This window comes from Aquimarina algicola, from assembly GCF_006443095.1.
GTDB lineage: Bacteria > Bacteroidota > Bacteroidia > Flavobacteriales > Flavobacteriaceae > Aquimarina > Aquimarina algicola.
In genome coordinates this window covers 198,665-216,178 of sequence record NZ_VFWZ01000007.1, presented here as the reverse complement: position 1 = coordinate 216,178, position 17,514 = coordinate 198,665, and the positions used below count along the sequence as shown (strand labels likewise).

Genomic DNA, 17,514 nt, shown 5'->3' with positions numbered 1-17,514 from the left:
ATCCAGTTTTTTTTCTATAGTAAATAGAAATAATTAAAGTGAAAATATAAGGAATGGAGGAAATAAGACCAACGAATATCATTGATAATATTTCGAAAAAGCCTGAATTTATCATATCTATTTTAATTTAGTAGTATTGATTACTTTTTTTATGATAAAGTAAAAACCAATCAAGAATAAAACAGAACCTATAAACGATATAAAGTTTATGGTTATGTTGATAAATGAAAAAACTTCATAACCTAACGCGTCTATCAACAAGTATAAAAATTGATGAATTACAGCAACAATAAAAATTAGGATATTACCAATGAGTACCATCATACCTTCTCTGGTTTTTCCTACTTTGTTGATATAATATACAGCGAGAATCACAAAGAATACTATTGGTAATGTAAAAAATAGAATTCCTGAAATTCTCATTAAAATATCTAGCATGTCAAAGTTATCGATCATATGAATTTGTATTTTGTGTTTTAAAAAATCAAGATACTAATTATTCTGTATCTTCTGTTGCTCTTTTGATAATTGCTTCGGGTAATGATTTTTTAGCTTTTGCCCCCATTTTTTTGAGTTTTTCTACGCTTGTAATCAGATTACCTCGTCCTTCTACCAACTTATTCATTGCAGCAGCATAATCTTTTTTTGCATCGTCGATCTTTTTGCCCACTCCCGTTAGATCTTTTAATAATCCCTCAAATTTATCATATAGCGCTCCGGCTTGTCGAGCGATTTCAATAGCATTACGTTGTTGTTTTTCATTATTCCACATTGTATCTATTGTACGTAGTGTTGCTAATAATGTAGAGGGGGTAACAATGACTATGTTTTTTTCGAAGGCCTGGTTATATAGCTTGTTGTCATGATTAATTGCAATAGCAAAAGCAGGCTCTATGGGAACAAACATCAATACAAAATCGGGAGATTCTATATCGTACAAGTCTTGATAGTTTTTTTGCGATAGTTGATCAATATGCCTTTTTAGTGAGGTGATATGCTCTTTTAAATAGGAAGCTTGTAGTGTCTCGTCTTCTTCATTGCTATAGCGCTCATAAGCAGTTAGTGTTACCTTGGCATCAATGATCATTTTTTTATTATCGGGAAGATAAATCACTACATCCGGCATAACACGTTGCCCATCTTCTTTTGTAAAACTTTGTTGAATAAAATATTCGCGATCTTTTTCGAGGCCTGATTTTTCGAGTACACGCTCTAAGACGAGTTCTCCCCAGTTTCCTTGCATTTTACTATCACCTTTTAGTGCTTTGGTAAGATTGGTAGCCTCCTTACTCATTTGCTCGTTGAGGTCTTTGAGTCCAAGAATCTGTTGCCTTAATGCGGCGTGATAATCGATACTTTCTTTATGTGTTTGCTCTACTTTTTTCTCAAACGTATTAATTTTTTCCTGCAAAGGGTTCAGGATACTTTTTATGTTCTCTTTATTTTGTTGTGTGAACTTATTTGATTTTTCGTCTAGAATTTTGTTGGCAAGATTTTCAAACTCTTTGGTGAATTTTTCTTGTAATTGTGTGACTTCTTCTTTTTGCTCTTTGTTTTTGAGCATAAGGTTTTCAAATTCTGTATTACGTCTGGTAAGTTCTGTATTTAAAAAATCTTTCTCTCTGCGGATATCTTCACGCTCTTTAATACTATCAGATAATTGTTTTTCTAAGGACTGTTTGTACTCGTCGTATTGCTGTTGTGTAAATTGTAATTGTTGTTGTGTTGCTTTTTGTACTTCTTCTAGTTGTAATTGTAGTTGTCGAGTACGCTCTTGATCGTTTGCGCTCTCGCTTTTATGTTGTAAAGAAGTTACATATTTACCAATAAAGAAACCTATAATAATAGCTATAAAAATTACCCCAACAGCTATAATGATTGGTGTGTATTCGGTCATGAATTTTTTATTTATTCAAAGATAAAGATAAGCAACGAAAAACCTTGATAAAGCATATTTAAGTTTTTGAAAAGAAACATCTGTTTAACTCCTTACAGAGAAACGCCTTGATTTTTCATCAAAAAGAATCAAATCTTCTGGAAATAATGAAGAAAAAGCCATGCATTGTATCAGCTCTTTTGGTCTTCCAAATTCAAAACCATTTTTGTTTAATACAATCATCTTATCGCATAATTGTATTGCAAAATCGATTTCGTGGGTAGAGAATAGAATTGTTTTTTTGGTTTCTGTAGCTAATCGTTTCAGTAACTTTAAGATATATGCTTTATGATAAATATCTAAATGTGTGGTAGGTTCATCTAGCATTATAAATGGAGTATCTTGTGCTATGGCTCTAGCAATAAGTACTTTTTGTAATTGCCCATCGCTCAATTCATAACACCTCTTGTGCGCCAAATCTGTGATATGGGTAACTTCAATAGCTTTTTCTACCTTTTCTATATCTTCTTCAGTAAGTTTACCTACCCAATTGGTATAAGGTTGTCTTCCTAAAGCAACTAACTCTTTTACCAAAAGATTTTTTGAAGTAATTTGCTCTGTAAGTACAATACTTAGTTGAGAGGCTAATTCTAACGATTTATAAGAATTTAATTCTTTATCAGACAAATATACTTTGCCATGAAGAGTAGGTTGTACACGAGAGAGTGTACGTAATAATGTTGATTTTCCGATACCATTTGCTCCAACAAGCCCTACAAGTTCTCCTTCATGTAATTTTAGATTAATATCAGTAGCTACAACGTGTAATTTTTTGTTGTTCTGATACCCAATTGATAAGTCTTCGGTTCTAATTACGGTATGTAGATTTTCAGGTTCGATAGACTTTATTTTATGATATTTCTATTTTCAAATATAGAAAATAGAATTCTAATGAGGTTATGTTTAGAATGTATTGCTTTAATTTACAATAAAATAAGGTGTTTTTATGTTGTTTTGGGTTGCTTCCAAATAAGAATGCATTGCTTCGTGTTATCTCTTATAAAAGCTAATAATTACTGCAAAGCCTATTTTTGATATTTTTTCTTTCTTATAAAAGAGAAGATAGCACCGAATATTCCCAAAGTCAAAAGGGGAACAATCATATTCATAATTTGCCACATGGTTTTGCTGGCTATTACTTTTTCTATATCCAAAAATGGAATTTTAATTACTTTGCTTCGTATTTCTATCAAGCCGGAATCATCTAATAAATAATTCACAGTATTCAATAAGAATTCTTTATTACCATATTTCAAATTGGTAGAAGGGTCAAAACCAAGCTCAAGAGGCTGACCTTTCAACGTTTTATTTTTGATAATATCGCCATCAGAAATCACAACCATTTTTGTGTTTTTACTTTGATCTATTTGTGATTCAGCTTTGAATGGTTTTATTCTTCCTTTGTATACGGATTTGAATTTTCCCTCTAATAATACTGCCAGATTTTGTTTTCCTTCTGTGTAACTGCCAATATCAGGTTTTTTTCTAATAATATTCTCAAGTCTTATTTCTTTTGGTACTCCTTCGGTTTTGGATTTTTCTGAACTTGTTAATAAAATGGTTTTTTTAATATTATTTTCTAAGGTATCGATTTGGTTAGAAAACTCAAACCGTACCGATTCTATATTTTTTACAATGGGGTGATTACTGCTATTTTTTGTGAGGGAACCATAAAACCACGGATAAGGGGTGAATTGGGAGTCGTTTCCTCTTCCTGAGGCCAAAACTAAGGGAGCAGAATATAAATCATTTACAAGAACAGGATTAACCCTTACTCCATAAGAAAATAGAGCGTCTCCTAATCTTAAATCTTGCATCACAGCAACTCCCATCCCTTCTGGATTCATAAGGCTATCGATTTCCATCGTAACAGATTCTAATAACCATAAGGATTTACCGCCACTCATGATAAACTGATCAAGTACATATTTTTCTTTTTCAGAAAAGGCTTGATTGGGTTTAGCATTGATGACCATATCAAATTTCTGTAATTCTTTGAGTGTTTTTTGCGGATTAGCGGCTACAGAATCTAGGGTAAATGCACCAACAAAATAGTAGTCTTGTAGTGTTTTAATAAAATCTGCAATGTTTCTATCTGGTAATTGCCCATTTCCCTTTAGTACAGCAATTTTATGCTTTTTTGGATTTAATAGTTTTGTGAGGCCATCTGCAAAAGCATATTCAAGTTGTTGGATCGAATTTTGAACTCTCTCTTCTGTTTTGGCACCAATTGTATTTTTTATTAAAGGTATTTTTACACTTTTGTTTTGATAACTTACGATTGCCCAAGGGACTACAGTTTCGATTTGAGTTTTTCCACTTTCTTTTACACTTACTTCCATAGGAGTTAATCCAAATTTTTGTAATTCTCCGATGGTTTGTTGACGTAGTTCTTCTTCTTTTAGAGGATTTGTAAAAATATACTGAATATTACTGTTTAGAGAATTGAACTCTTCTAATAATTGTCTGGTTTCTGATTGTAGTCGTCTAAATTCTGATGGAAATTCACCTTCTAAAAGTACATCTACAACAACAGGTGCAGATGCAGAAACCACTAGATTTTTTGTAGCATCAGATAGCGTAAATCGATGATCTTGTGTAAGGTCAAAACGATAATATGTTGTTTTGATCGCTATATTAAGGATGACTAAACCGATTAATGCAATAATTATCGGTTTTATCTTTTGTTTTAGATCAGTTTTTTTGATGTTAATGATAGTAAGGGCAATAAAAAAAATAGTAATACCTAAAAAATAAAAAATATCTCTGGTATCTAGAACCCCTAAACTCATTCGTTCATAATGCAACTGCATGCCTAATTGTTCGAGACTGTTTGTAGCAGACAGTACTCCGTAATCTGCCAGACTACTTAATCCAAAATAAAAGATGAAGCATACAAATAGAGAAATCAAAAATGCGACAATCTGATTTTTGGTAAGAGAAGAAGTATAAACCCCTATAGCGGTATGTGACGAAGCTAAAAGGAATAAAGCAACATATGATCCCACAATACTGCCTACATCAAGATTGCCTACGGGCTTACTTAATTGATGTAGCGTAATGATATAAAGTAAACTTGGGATCATCGCAATGATGATCAGAAAGAGACTTCCAAAATACTTACCAATAGTAAGTTGAATATTTGAAATAGGTTTTGTGAGAAGTGTTTCTAAAGTACCTTGTTTTTTCTCTTCGGCAAAACTTCTCATGGTAACCGCCGGGATCAAAAACAATAATATCCAAGGTGCAATTTCAAAGAAAGGAGAAAGATCAGCAAAACCACTATCTAGAATATTATATTGCCCTCTAAACACCCAAAGAAATAAACCATTAAGAATTAAAAATATAGTGACAACAAGGTATCCTACGGCAGATGAAAAAAAAGTATTGATCTCTTTTCTTATTAATGCGATCATAAAATAGAATTGAGTTTTGATTTAGAATTGTGACACTTCGAGTAGTAGTGCTGATATTAGGTTTATAAAGGATAAATCATATCTGTGCTCCATGCTTCCGGTCTTTGATTAAATTTATTTTTTGTGTTTGCCCAAACTTCTTTGAATAACGAAGAGTTTCTGTAGTTATTGAGGTGTGCCTCAGATTCCCAATGACTATAAGTGAAAAATTGACTAGTATTGTATGTATCTCTTAATAATTTGAGATGAGTACAACCTTCAAAGTTTCTGATTTTATCTTTGTTTTGATCAAAAACATCTAAGAAATTATCTACCTGATCCGGGACAAATCCCATTTTTACAATTCGTATTATCATTTTAATTTAAGCTTGCTGTAAAATCTATGTTCTTACTGTCACAAAACTACAAAGTTTTACTATTTAATTCGATGTAGTCTGATTTATATTGAATAAAGGCAAAAAATCTACACACCAAAATTTAAAAAGTATAAAAATATGTTTACTCGATAATCGAGATTTAAATGCTCCAAGGTCTATGTGAGGTTTTTTACTCAAAATTTATGGTAACGGTATCTCTATAATTCAAACCAAATAAAGTAGAAGCCCCACCAACGGTTTTTGGATTACTTTTATAGATGGCAAGCTCTAAATAGCCGGAAGAATTAAAAATAGCCAATTTTTTACCATCTTCTTCACGTTTATTTTTTTCTATATTAAAATTTATAGCATCACTATATCGTTCATATACATTGCCAAAAACGGCAGTTCTAGCAATGATTTTAAATTGTCTTCCTTTACCTATATCTTTAAAAAGCTTTTGAGTAATATTTGTAATCAGATTACCATAATTATCAATGTAAATAATACTCCCTACAATTTGTTTGCCTTCTAGATTAACAATAGGAGTGATGCCTTTGATCGTTTTAATTTCTGAGACTGTTTTACCAATAACTTCTAATGTTCCACCACGTGCAATATGACAGGCTACGGTTACAAATACATCCAATACAGGAAAATTTGATTTTACAGTATCATGGATATTGATTTCAACTGTTTTTTCCGGATTAAATTCTGAAGTAATCAAACCTATTAAGCCATTATTAGCACAGATAAAATAATGCCCATCTAGCAACACTGCAATATGTTTATTCTCTGGGGTAAACTCGCTATCAATGCCTACAATATGGATGCTTCCTTTTGGAAAGTTTTTGTAAGCATTTTGGATCACATATGCAGCCTCTGTAATATGAAAAGGAGATATCTCATGAGATATGTCTACAATTTTAGCATCAGGCAATTGGGTATAAATAGCCCCCTTAACCGCAGATACAAAATGATCTTTGAGTCCAAAATCTGTAGTTAAGGTAATTATAGACATGTGTGTTAATTGTTAATATTTTTTATAGGGAAGCATTTAAAAATATGTAAATTTGTATTCAAGTTACTTAAAGTTTTTGTCTGGATTAAGAAATAAATTAAAAATCATGATAACATTGCTTTAATATTAAACTTGATGTTTCTTGTAAATTGTTGTATTGACTATTTTTGTTTTCCCTTCAAAAACTTTAAAAAACAACATGACAAACATAGTCAATCCTAAAAAAAAATCATACTAAAATTCGTATAGCTTTTGAACGAACTTATCATTGAACTAACCGAGATCAACCCGAGAGAATTTTTCGGACTGCAGAATAGCAATATTCAATTACTCAAAAAATATTTTCCAAAATTAAAAATAGTAGCACGAGGTAGCAAGCTTAAAGTCTATGGAGACGAAGACATGCTAGAAGAGTTCGATATGAGACTCAATATGCTATTAGAACATTTTGCAAAATATAATAAACTAGATGAAAATATAATAGAGCGGGTACTTACCAGCGATAGCAAAGAAGATTATGAAACTTCTGCTAATAGTGGAGAGACACTTGTGCATGGAGTAGGAGGTAAAGTTATTAAAGCTCAAACAGCTAATCAACGTAAATTGGTTGAAAGTTGTAACAAAAATGATATGGTTTTTGCTATTGGACCCGCAGGTACAGGAAAAACATATACAGGTGTCGCACTAGCAGTACGAGCATTGAAGGAAAAACAAGTACGAAGAATTATACTTACACGGCCGGCAGTAGAAGCCGGAGAAAATCTTGGTTTTTTACCCGGAGATCTGAAAGAAAAGCTAGATCCCTACATGCAACCTCTTTATGACGCATTACGAGATATGATCCCTGCAGAAAAGCTAGATAGTTTTATCGAAAAAGGTATTATACAAATCGCTCCTATGGCGTTTATGAGAGGTAGAACACTTGACAATGCATTTGTGATTCTAGATGAAGCACAAAATACTACTCACGCCCAAATGAAAATGTTTTTGACGCGTATGGGTAAAAATGCAAAATTTATAATTACAGGAGACCCAGGACAAATCGATTTGCCAAGACGTGTAACGTCGGGCCTCAAAGAAGCTTTATTGGTTTTGAAAAATATACAGGGTATAGGAATGATTTATCTCGATGATAAAGATGTGATCAGACACCGACTGGTTAAAAAAGTAATTGCAGCTTACAAAGAAATCGAAAATAGAAATGGATAAAAATTGTTAGAAATAAAGTTTTTATATATCCGTATTTCTTCAAAAACTAATCAATGAATACTATTACAGATACCAATTATAATTTTCCGGGACAACAATCAATTTATAAAGGAAAAGTAAGAGAAGTTTATACTCTTAACAATGATTTGCTAGTCATGATCGCTACAGATAGATTATCTGCTTTTGATGTAGTAATGCCCAAAGGGATTCCGTTTAAAGGACAGATTTTAAATCAAATAGCAACAAAAATGATGAAAGCTACAGAAGATATCGTGCCTAATTGGTTGATTGCTACTCCTGATCCTAATGTAGCTGTAGGACATCAATGCGAGCCTTTTAAGGTAGAAATGGTCATAAGAGGATATTTATCAGGACATGCAGCCAGAGAATATGCTTTAGGAAAAAGAACTTTGTGCGGTGTAGCAATGCCAGAAGGAATGAAGGAGAATGACAAATTCCCTGAACCTATCATTACACCTGCAACCAAAGCAGAACAGGGAGCACATGATGAAGATATTTCTAGAGAAGAAATATTATCTAAAGGAATCGTATCTGAAAAGGACTATACAATTCTTGAAGAATATACAAGAAAGTTATTTGAAAGAGGAACAGAGATTGCTGCAAAACAAGGTTTGATTCTGGTTGATACAAAATACGAATTCGGAAAAACCAAAGAAGGTAAAATTGTGTTGATTGACGAAATTCACACACCTGATTCCTCTCGATATTTTTATGCAGACGGTTATGAAGCAAGACAACAAAAAGGAGAATCTCAAAAACAATTGTCAAAAGAATTCGTACGACAATGGTTGATTAGTAATGGATTTCAAGGGCAAGAAGGTCAAAATGTACCAGAAATGACAGATGAATATATAGAAACAGTTTCTAATCGATATATCGAATTATACGAAAACATTGTTGGTTCGACCTTCGAAAAAGCAGATGTTGTTGATATTCAGAACCGTATTGAAAACAATGTTATAACATATTTGCAAGAGTATCGCAAATAACTATTTGAAAATAATTTAAAAAAACCTTTATGCATTTTTAATGTATAGAGGTTTTTTGTTATATATTAATCACTTTTTGGGTTTGGAAAATAATTAAATAAGAATTACAAATCATTTTGTAACTTTAAGTATCATTAATCAACTTATATGCCTTTCACTCTACAACAATTTGGGATCTTATCAGAAAATACATTACTCTTCCTCTTAATACTAAAAAAAAACGGAGAAGTTGTTGCTTCAAATAACCGGTGCGAAGTATTATTTCCCTCGACAGAGATAGATACTTCGCCGATATATCTTGCTGATTATCTGATAGATGAAGATGTTCCGTTTTTTTTAGAAATGCTTTCTAAACTATCAGAAGAACAAAAAATGATTAGTGAATCGTTTAGTTTTTCGTTAGGAAATAAAGGAGTAATATCATTAAAGTTTGATTTTACCTTTCATGAAGATCAAATATATGCTGCCGGGATAGATACAACAGAAGAGTACAAAGAACATCGGGCATTATTAACGATTTCTAAATTGACAAAAACAGGAGCATGGTATTTTAATCCTAAAAATGGAGAAATGTTTTGGTCTAAAGGGTGTTACTTGATCAAAGGGTTAGATCCTGAAGTTAAGATGACAAGAGAAAAAGGAGCAAGTTTTTATCCGGAAGCCTCGAGAAAAAGAGTAGACAATTATCTTGATACACTTATTGAAACCAAAAAGCCTTATGAATATACAGAACGAATCATTACGGCAAGCGGAAGTGAAAAATGGGTAAAAGTAGTCGCACATCCTGTCTTATATAAAAATGAAGTCATTTTTGTAAATGGTACTATTGCAGATGTTACAGCACGACATAATTATATAAATAAGTTAAAGCATAGTGAAGAAACCAAGCATCTAGCCTTAAAAGGAATACAGTCTGGATTGTTTGATCATAACCTCGAAAAAAATGAAGTTTTCTACAGTTCAGATTTTAAAAAAATGTTGGGTTTACCACTAGATAAAGACTTTGTGCCTATTAGTGATTTTAGAAAAATGGTACATCCCGATGATTTAGAAAGCGCTATTAATAGACATCGAGCTAATCTTTCGAAAGAAGGAAATCATTATTATAATTATTATCGTATAAAACATCTTAGGGGAGGGTACAGGCACTATGAGGTTTATGGATTTCGTAGAAAAAATCGTGCCGGAGATACTACTAGAATGATAGGCAACCTTATTGATGTACATCAAAGAAAAATTAATGAAAGAACAATAATAGAAAGTAAAAACAGACTACAAGCAATGGTCAATAATGGGTTTGCTTATACCATATTACTTAATGATAAAGGCGAAATTCTTATGACTGATGAAAAAACACGTGAGATCATTAAGAGAGATTATCAAAAAGATCCGGTGTTTGTTACTTGTAGGTTTATTGATGTTATGCCTCTTAACTTTAAAAATACATTTGCTCATGAGTTTAACGAAGCATTAAAGGGCAATATCGTTAAAAAAGAAATAGAGCGTATAACGCATAAAGGTAATATACAATGGTTAGAATCAAAATATACTCCAATAAAAGGTCAAGATGAAAACATTAACTCTATATTAGTAAGTTTTCATGATATTACGGAGCAAAAATTAGCTGAGATTGTTATCAAAGAATCACATATCAAAGAGCAAGAGTTGAATAGCTTAAAAACAAATATATTATCAAATTTCAGCCATGAGATCCGGACACCACTCAATGGTATTATGACTGTTAGCCAGTTATTACTAGAAGAAGAAAGACCTGAAGAGAAAAAAAAGTTGTACGAATACCTTCAAGAAAGTAAAGACAGGCTCTTAGATACAATTACAAACCTTTCTAACTTTAGTGATATAGAGGCAATAAAGAAAAATCTCGATTTACAAGAAGTAGACATGAATTATACAGTAGAAACCTCTTATCGGGAACACAAACATATGGCAGAAGCCAAAAAATTGGCATATAAACTAGAACTGGATGAATCGTGTCCTCAGGTCAGTATTGATGTGGATTTGTTTAAAACAGCCATCAATAATATTATCCATAATGCAATAAAGTATACGAATACCGGAAGTATAATTATCTCAATTAATTCTGAAAATTCAAAAAATAATGTCTATATTTCTATCAAAGATACTGGTATAGGGATAGATCAAAAGAATATAAATAAGGTTTTTGATCCTTTTGTACAAGAAAGTATTGGTATAAGTCGCAAATATGAAGGTACTGGCATCGGTCTAAGTTTATCAAAGCGATATATAGAAATTTTAAGTGGAAAAATAAAAGTGAAAAGTGAGGTAGGAGAGGGAACCGAGTTTATGATTATAATTCCGAAACGCCTATGAATGTTCTTTACGTTGAAGATAATAAGATAAATGCAATGGTAATGGATAAAATGCTATCCAGGCAAAAATCTAATGTAATCATTGCAGAAAATGGTTTAGAAGCACTGAAAGTGGTAAAAGAAAGCACTCTTGATTTGATTTTAGTTGATATTAATCTAGGTCTTAATCAGATGGATGGGTGCGAATTGTTGAAGAGATTTCGAAAACTAGATATCCTTAATGGTATCCCGGTCTTTGCAGTGACTGCATATGCAATGCCTGGCGACGAGCAACGATTTTTGGATATTGGATTCGATAATTATTTTTCTAAACCTGTAAATTTTGAATCCTTATTACTTACCATTTCTAATATCAAAAATAAATTGAATCTAAAAAGTAATTAAAAAGGTCTTATCTAATCTGATGAAATCTTAAAGACAACTGTTTTTCTATTTCACGTATGGTTTTTACCTCCGGTCTCGTAACAAGAGCCAATGATAATCCTTTATTACCTGCTCTTGCTGTTCTTCCACTACGGTGCGTATAATATTCCATTTGATCCGGTAATTGATAATGAACAACAAATGCTAAATTCTTGACATCAATTCCTCTTGCAGCAACATCTGTAGAGACCAATAATTGTAACGTTTTATTTCTAAAAGCTCTCATGACCTTATCTCTTTCTTTTTGGGTCATCTCTCCTTCCAGTAATCCTACTTCATAGTTTTTTGCTTTTAACTGCTTGGATAATGTTCTGGCAGTGACTTTAGTTCTTGTAAAAATAATACCTCTATTTTCTTTCTGAGTTTTTAAGAAAAAGGCGAGTGTATCTAATTTACTACTTTCATCACCTACTACAAATTGATGTTCTATAGCTTTATTTATAGCATCGTTTTTATCAATATGGATTCTAACAGCATTTTTATTCACATGAGTATTAATAATGTCATTAAGAGATGGTGGCATTGTTGCAGAAAATAACCATATACTTTTACGTGATTTGGTCTTACTCAATATTGTATTCAAATCTTTTTTAAAACCCATACTCAACATTTCGTCAGCCTCGTCCATAATAACAGTATGTACTTTTGAAATATCTACTGTATTTCTATTCATCAGGTCGATTAATCTTCCTGGGGTAGCTACGATAATATGTGTAGGTCTTTTAAGTCTTTGGATCTGAATATCTATTTTTTCACCGCCATATACAGCTTCTGTAAAAACTTTTTCGCTGTATTTTGTGAATTTAAAAAGTTGTTTGGCTATTTGTTGTCCCAATTCTCTTGTTGGAGCAAGTATTAGCCCTTGAACATGTTTTTTTGTAGTATCTATTTTTGTAAGCAAAGGAATTCCAAATGCTGCAGTTTTTCCAGTTCCGGTTTGTGCTTTTCCTATAAAATCTATTTCAGATTCAATTAAAATAGGAATAGCTTGTTCCTGAATTTTTGTAGGTACAGTAATCCCAATCTCATTTAATCCTTTACTCAGTTTTTTGGGTACTCCTAATTCTAAGAATGTCATGGCATCTGATTTAAGATGCAAAAATAATCGAATTATCTTATCAAGTTATGTTCTATTTAGAAAATATAAGAGATGTATTAACAAGATATACTTATAAAGTAATAAAATAATTGTCTATTAAGAGTTAATCCTTTTTTATGAAAATGAGATTCATTCATACAGAAACCACCTGAACAATTAAAGTCTGTGCTTTCATCAGAGGATAAAAAGTCTAATGTTAAGGCTATATCTTCATGTTCATGATCGTGGTCATGATCTTCGTTAAAGTTACATGAGAATAAAATAGTAGTATTTGCTTGAGATATTTTATGAAATAAAATATTTTCTTTTTCAGATATAATAGTTTGCCCAAATTCCTTATCAGAATGGTGAGACGTATCGAATTGTGAATAACCAAAGTTGAAACTAAAAACAAGTAAAATTAATATTTTAGAAAGTAGATATTTTGACATAAGTTTTACATTTAAGGTTAATAAAATTATTTCTCAATTCGAAGATACATCTACGGGGCAGTTAAAATTGTTTATGATAGATGTATAAACCAAAAATATCGACGAAATGCTCAAATATACGGTTAAATGGTTTATTTAGTAAAAAATTAACATAAAAAAGTATAAAAACCTTTAATTTTTTTAAATAGTACTTGTCAAAATCTTTTTTATTTAGAATAATTTCAAATCATCAGTAATATGATTTGGTAATTTTAATTGCATGTTTAATTGATCATTTATGGCATTGATAAAATACTTTGATAATAAAGGAGATTCTTCTTCTATATTTTGGTGTACAAAAAAGTGAATATGATTAATACCTTGCATTTTCCAGGTAGTGAGTCTTTTTGTCCAATCGTCTAATCTTCTATAATCAGTTTCATGATTAGCACCTACATATCTTATAAATGCTTCGTCATTAGTAAGTCGCATGTGTAATAGATCTCTTCTGCCTGCTGTATCGGTTATAATATTTGAGATCTTGTTTTTCTCTAGTAAATCATAAAGCTCATTGGCTATGCTGGTATCATTGAACCAGTCGGTATGTCTAAACTCTACTGCTAAACGTATTTCTTTTGGCCACTTTTGGATAAACTGTATCACGCGATCAAAATTTTTTGGAGCAAAATTTCCATGCATTTGTAAAAAGATTGTTCCAAGCTTTTCTTTTAGATGTACGACATTATTTAAATATTGATCAACATAAGGTTGTACATCATCATTCAATCTTTTGAGATGAGAAATGTTTTGGACTAATTTTGGGAAAAATTTGAAATCAGCAGGAGTTTTGTCATACCATTTTTGAAATTGTTCTTCAGGAAATATTCGATAAAAAGTAGCATTAAGTTCTATGCAATTGAACTGTTTAGAATAATATTCTAATTCGTCTTTGGTACCTCTGGGATAAAAACCTTTTAAATCTTGCCGATTCCATTTGGCACAACCTACATGAACTGACAAATCATTTTTGCTATTTTGTTGTAGGACTCTCTTTGTATCCTTATGATCTTCTGGTAATTTAAAATCTATAATTTCGGGGTGTTCTACTTTTCCAAATTTCATTAATACAATTTTAAGATGATTGATTAAAAGTGTTATTTGATGGTTTATGAATGAATTTATAATAACATCACCAATTTATAAAAACATCTCGATAGTTGTTATCATATGTTCATAGATATTTGAAATTTTCTCAGTCAAGGATACACAATAGGATATAGTCGTCATCATTATGATAAAGTTATTGTTTAGTTAATATTATCCGAATTTAGAATGATTACATTAGTGTAATAGAAAAGTTACATTTGTATATCATTGTGATTTTGTAATACGTTCATTGTTTATAAGTCTTTAAAAACTCAGAGAATACTATTGTTTTTTGAATTCAGCAATTAAGTAATTTTAGTAAACTTCGTTATTATGGAAAACAGGGAATTAAATTTATTGGCCATGCGCCCAAAATTGTTAAATGTTAGAGTTTCTGATAATATGTCTAGTGATGAGCAATTTCAGAACAAAACTATTAGACCGATCGTGAAGTTACAAGCAGATCTTTTGATCGATGTTTTTAAAAACTACATAAAGAAAAGAAAAAATACTTTTTATGAATTATCTATAGAAAAGCGTTTAAAGTTTATTGAAAATGCAGTTCAGAAAGATATGAAGTTCAGAAATAGTTTAAAAGGCATGATTATAGGGCATTTTACGGTAGAGGAATATCGTACCTATACCAAAAATTCTTCAGCTTTAAATAAACGTATGATGAATATTGTAAAGGAAAGATTACAGGATAATATTCAAATGCTGGATTTTCCTCTGGCGATATAATATTGAAAAAGAATTATTAAGTCTATAAACAACAAGAGGCTATCCATTAGCCTCTTGTAACTATTATTTCTACAAATGTTTTGCTCCATTTTCTTATGCAAAACAAAAACAAGTTCCATTTATGTAGTCACCTCCACCAAGAGGACCAGTGCCACATTGCCAGGGTTGGTTACCACAACACACAAAATCTCCACCAAGAGCACAATCATTTGACCCGGTTAGCTCTCCGCCTACAATGATTTTTTGTTGGCTTTTTTGTAATTTACTTACATTGTCTAAATTTAAAATGCTTTTTAACATAACTGATAAGGTTTTAAGTTGTTATGATTAAAGTAGCTGTTTTATTTCTAAAAATATATTTATGAATAGTTAATCTATTTTTAAAAATAAAAACGTTTTAAATACTAGGAGGTATAATCATATTTTGGTTATAATATTTTTTAACGTTATTCAAATTGAGTGAGCCATGTGTCTGATTCTCCATAATGATCTAGTAGCACTCCATTTTTTAAGATTAATTCGCAACCATGTTCTTCTTCCCACTCAGGATAAAAGACTAATTTAGCATATCTGTTTTTTCGTTTTTCTACTTCATCATCTTCGATATTTATATAATTTAGGTTAGCATTTGCAAATGCATCATCTTCATTTTTGATCCCAAATTCTCTTAGGTTTGCTTCTGTTTCAGTTTCTCCATCTTTTACTTCAAATCCATATGAGGTAGCGTCACAACATTCTAAACAGTGTTTATACAATAGACTTTTCATAAGAGGTAAACTACTGGCATCAAGTTGTAATACATCATTTATGGTTTGTACCATTTTTTCTGATATGATAGGGCCTTCTACATGTTGTAAACTATAAGGGTGTGCATATAAGTTCACTGTTATTTCAGTATTAAAGAACGAAGAGAACACTTTCATTTTTGCGTCAGTCCATATGCTATTGATTAATATTTCTTCTCGAGTCATTTTTATTTACGATTTAGATCTGTAACTAGTAATGGATTATCTTTTTTCAGTTCTTCTATAAGTTGTGCTACAGCAGTTGTGGTGGGATCAGTTTTTAAGCGATCAACTTCATTACTGGTGATACCGACCATTTGTAAAAAGGAAACCTCACCATGAGGAGTGTCAATTTTACCTAATTCGGGATCAAGCGCAAATACCAAACCTGTTATTTCTGTGTCGGTATTCAAACGTATTGGACCATTTGCAGGTACAAAATGATTTTCTTCGAACCATTTTCCGCTATTCAGTACATATCGAGCAAGATTGTTCATGACTTGTACAGCCCATATGGGGTCTTCTTTATCGTCTTCAAAAGGCTTTAGTCTAAAGGTAAATTCAAATCCCCATTTACTAAATTCACCTCCAGCTTGTTCGGGGTTATAATACAATTCAGACATTCCATAACTTATAAGATGTCTGTGATATTCTTGATTTTGGGTATCATATATACTTGTACCATCTATAGGATCAGATCCTCCCGCACTATAATGCAACCCGCATAAAGGGCCATAATGTCTGGGTTCAATTTTTGGATATATATTCTCTAAGGCAGTATCGATAGATTGCCAACCTACAGCATCGTCTTGCGTGAATGTTTTTTGATATGCTTTTTTATCCATATTCAGAGTTTTGAAGAATTAAATTTAGTAACAAGATTATTATAAAATTGTTTGATAAAAATAATGCTTTATACCTAAGAATTTTCTCCCTGAAAACAGTGATTTTATATAGAATACTATATTTTTATTGTGAGAAGATTCAAAATAAGGTGATGTAGTTTATTTTTAATTCTTAATAGATTAAAGTTTATTGATAAAAAACTCATTTTTAAGTGTTTGTAAGTGTGTAAAAGGTGTTGTTTTTATATTTATTGAAGGGGATAATTAAAAAATAAATCAATTACTATATCACATTCAATTTATCATGATTTGCTAATTAATACACCGATCAAAGAAATTTATGACGCTATTACTGAGCCAAAACACTTAGTTAATTGGTGGCCTCTTCGTTGTGAAGGGAAACCTAAAGAAGGCGAAATCTATAATTTTTTCTTTGCACCCGAATATGATTGGTATGGAAAAGTCATTAAAGCAGAAAAGGAAAAGTCTTTTCATATTAAAATGATCAAATCTGATGCGGATTGGGATGCTACATCTTTTGGTTTTGAACTAGAACAAAATGATAGCAATGTTTTGGTTAATTTTTGGCATGTTGGATGGCCAGAATGTAATGCTCATTATAGAAGATCATCTTTTTGTTGGGCTATATTGCTAAATGGGTTAAAAAAATATGTAGAAAAAGGAATCATCATACCATTTGAAGAAAGGGAATAAACTATTACAGGCAATATTATTTGAAAATACGCGCTTATTGTCTAATTAGAAG

18 protein-coding genes are annotated in these 17,514 nt (G+C 31.4%); 6 read left to right on the top strand and 12 right to left on the bottom strand.

The genetic code is table 11. The features are described 5' to 3' along the window. Positions 1 to 117 precede the first annotated feature (117 nt). From FHK87_RS20015 to FHK87_RS19990, 6 genes are all read right to left on the bottom strand, one after another. On the bottom strand, positions 118 to 456 hold the full coding sequence (locus FHK87_RS20015; protein ID WP_140595830.1) for a hypothetical protein: 339 nt from the start codon (positions 454 to 456) through the stop codon (positions 118 to 120). A 40-nt stretch (positions 457 to 496) separates the two neighbouring features. Beyond that, entirely contained in the window at positions 497 to 1,897 is a 1,401-nt protein-coding gene (gene rmuC, locus FHK87_RS20010; RefSeq protein WP_140595827.1) for a DNA recombination protein RmuC, read from the bottom strand. Positions 1,898 to 1,981: 84 nt separating this feature from the next. Beyond that, the gene (locus tag FHK87_RS20005; RefSeq protein WP_317133556.1) at positions 1,982 to 2,683 is read right to left on the bottom strand and encodes an ABC transporter ATP-binding protein; all 702 of its coding nucleotides are present in this window, start codon (positions 2,681 to 2,683) and stop codon (positions 1,982 to 1,984) included. A gap of 278 nt (positions 2,684 to 2,961) precedes the next feature. After that, positions 2,962 to 5,352, bottom strand: a complete 2,391-nt coding sequence (gldG, locus tag FHK87_RS20000) for a gliding motility-associated ABC transporter substrate-binding protein GldG (protein WP_140595819.1) — start codon at positions 5,350 to 5,352, stop codon at positions 2,962 to 2,964. Positions 5,353 to 5,414: 62 nt separating this feature from the next. Further along, positions 5,415 to 5,708, bottom strand: a complete 294-nt coding sequence (locus tag FHK87_RS19995) for a putative quinol monooxygenase (RefSeq protein ID WP_140595815.1) — start codon at positions 5,706 to 5,708, stop codon at positions 5,415 to 5,417. 190 nt (positions 5,709 to 5,898) lie between these two features. Then, the gene (locus FHK87_RS19990) at positions 5,899 to 6,729 is read right to left on the bottom strand and encodes an SAM hydrolase/SAM-dependent halogenase family protein (protein WP_140595812.1); all 831 of its coding nucleotides are present in this window, start codon (positions 6,727 to 6,729) and stop codon (positions 5,899 to 5,901) included. A gap of 252 nt (positions 6,730 to 6,981) precedes the next feature. Between FHK87_RS19990 and FHK87_RS19985 the strand changes: the two genes are divergently transcribed. The 4 genes from FHK87_RS19985 (at position 6,982) to FHK87_RS19970 (ending at position 11,683) form a co-directional block, all read left to right on the top strand. Continuing rightward, entirely contained in the window at positions 6,982 to 7,938 is a 957-nt protein-coding gene (locus FHK87_RS19985; protein WP_140595808.1) for a PhoH family protein, read from the top strand. 53 nt (positions 7,939 to 7,991) lie between these two features. Beyond that, positions 7,992 to 8,948 (top strand): phosphoribosylaminoimidazolesuccinocarboxamide synthase, encoded by a 957-nt coding sequence (locus tag FHK87_RS19980; protein ID WP_140595803.1) that lies wholly within the window; start codon positions 7,992 to 7,994, stop codon positions 8,946 to 8,948. 147 nt (positions 8,949 to 9,095) lie between these two features. Further along, positions 9,096 to 11,300 carry a PAS domain-containing sensor histidine kinase gene (locus tag FHK87_RS19975; protein WP_140595800.1) on the top strand — a complete coding sequence of 735 codons (2,205 nt, stop codon included), beginning with the start codon at positions 9,096 to 9,098 and terminating at the stop codon, positions 11,298 to 11,300. Beyond that, positions 11,297 to 11,683 (top strand): response regulator, encoded by a 387-nt coding sequence (locus tag FHK87_RS19970; RefSeq protein WP_140595797.1) that lies wholly within the window; start codon positions 11,297 to 11,299, stop codon positions 11,681 to 11,683. Before FHK87_RS19975 ends, FHK87_RS19970 begins: the two co-directional genes overlap by 4 nt. A gap of 7 nt (positions 11,684 to 11,690) precedes the next feature. Here FHK87_RS19970 and FHK87_RS19965 read toward each other — a convergent pair whose 3' ends face one another. The 3 genes from FHK87_RS19965 to FHK87_RS19955 form a co-directional block, all read right to left on the bottom strand. Next, entirely contained in the window at positions 11,691 to 12,800 is a 1,110-nt protein-coding gene (locus tag FHK87_RS19965; protein WP_140595794.1) for a DEAD/DEAH box helicase, read from the bottom strand. A 77-nt stretch (positions 12,801 to 12,877) separates the two neighbouring features. Continuing rightward, the gene (locus FHK87_RS19960) at positions 12,878 to 13,252 is read right to left on the bottom strand and encodes a hypothetical protein (RefSeq protein WP_140595791.1); all 375 of its coding nucleotides are present in this window, start codon (positions 13,250 to 13,252) and stop codon (positions 12,878 to 12,880) included. A gap of 210 nt (positions 13,253 to 13,462) precedes the next feature. Beyond that, a complete protein-coding gene (locus FHK87_RS19955; RefSeq protein WP_140595789.1) occupies positions 13,463 to 14,353 on the bottom strand; it encodes a DUF72 domain-containing protein in 891 nt (296 codons plus the stop codon). A gap of 357 nt (positions 14,354 to 14,710) precedes the next feature. On the opposite strand from FHK87_RS19955, the gene FHK87_RS19950 reads away from it, so the two are divergent. Then, complete coding sequence (locus tag FHK87_RS19950; protein ID WP_140595786.1) at positions 14,711 to 15,118, top strand: glyoxalase; 408 nt, start codon at positions 14,711 to 14,713, stop codon at positions 15,116 to 15,118. 93 nt (positions 15,119 to 15,211) lie between these two features. Here the strand turns inward: FHK87_RS19950 and FHK87_RS19945 are convergent, their stop codons facing one another. From FHK87_RS19945 to FHK87_RS19935, 3 genes are all read right to left on the bottom strand, one after another. Further along, a complete protein-coding gene (locus FHK87_RS19945; RefSeq protein ID WP_140595783.1) occupies positions 15,212 to 15,418 on the bottom strand; it encodes a hypothetical protein in 207 nt (68 codons plus the stop codon). 146 nt (positions 15,419 to 15,564) lie between these two features. Further along, positions 15,565 to 16,089, bottom strand: a complete 525-nt coding sequence (locus FHK87_RS19940) for a DUF6985 domain-containing protein (protein ID WP_140595780.1) — start codon at positions 16,087 to 16,089, stop codon at positions 15,565 to 15,567. A gap of 2 nt (positions 16,090 to 16,091) precedes the next feature. Continuing rightward, entirely contained in the window at positions 16,092 to 16,748 is a 657-nt protein-coding gene (locus FHK87_RS19935) for a suppressor of fused domain protein (protein WP_140595776.1), read from the bottom strand. A 309-nt stretch (positions 16,749 to 17,057) separates the two neighbouring features. Between FHK87_RS19935 and FHK87_RS19930 the strand changes: the two genes are divergently transcribed. After that, on the top strand, positions 17,058 to 17,462 hold the full coding sequence (locus FHK87_RS19930; protein WP_226294334.1) for an SRPBCC family protein: 405 nt from the start codon (positions 17,058 to 17,060) through the stop codon (positions 17,460 to 17,462). Positions 17,463 to 17,514: the final 52 nt, after the last annotated feature.